A 514-nucleotide genomic window follows, 5' to 3' on the forward strand; every position below is an offset into this window, starting at 1 on the left:
GCGCCCGAGGCGCCGGGTACGGCGGAGGCGGCGGTCGGCAGCGGCTCGGCGGGACCGGTGCCGCCACCGGAGTCCGCCGCCGTCGGCGCGGTGGAGACGGTGGGCACCGGCGAGGTGTGCACCCGCCCGGCGGGCTTGTCCTCCTTGTCCGGCACGGGCAGCCAGGGCGCGTCCGAACTGCCGGACAGCAGGGTGGCGACGATGACGACGGCGTACCCCGCGCAGGCGACGGCGACCGCGAGCCCGATCCGCCGGACGGTACGCCCTCGGCGGCCGGACTCGTCCACGAAGACGGGCCCGTCCGGGCGCGCCTCCGCCTCGCCCTTCACGGAGTCCAGCTGGACGGTGACCTCGTGCGGGTCGTGCGCGGGGTCCGTCGGGTTACCGGTTGTCTTGCCGGTCCCGGTCCCGGTCCCGGTCGTGTCGGGAGCGGTGGGCGTGGCGGCGGCGCGGGCGTCCCAGGGGTCGCGGGGCGCGACGGGCCGGGCGGTGTCCCGTACGACGGGCCAGCCGG

General features: G+C 78.6%; 1 pseudogene. It reads right to left on the reverse strand.

The window, feature by feature from the left end:
- Window positions 1-514: pseudogene (locus tag GTW40_RS33275) on the reverse strand (hypothetical protein); the annotation flags it as partial.

The sequence above is a fragment of the Streptomyces sp. SID4985 genome (genome assembly GCF_009863025.1).
Classification (GTDB): domain Bacteria; phylum Actinomycetota; class Actinomycetes; order Streptomycetales; family Streptomycetaceae; genus Streptomyces.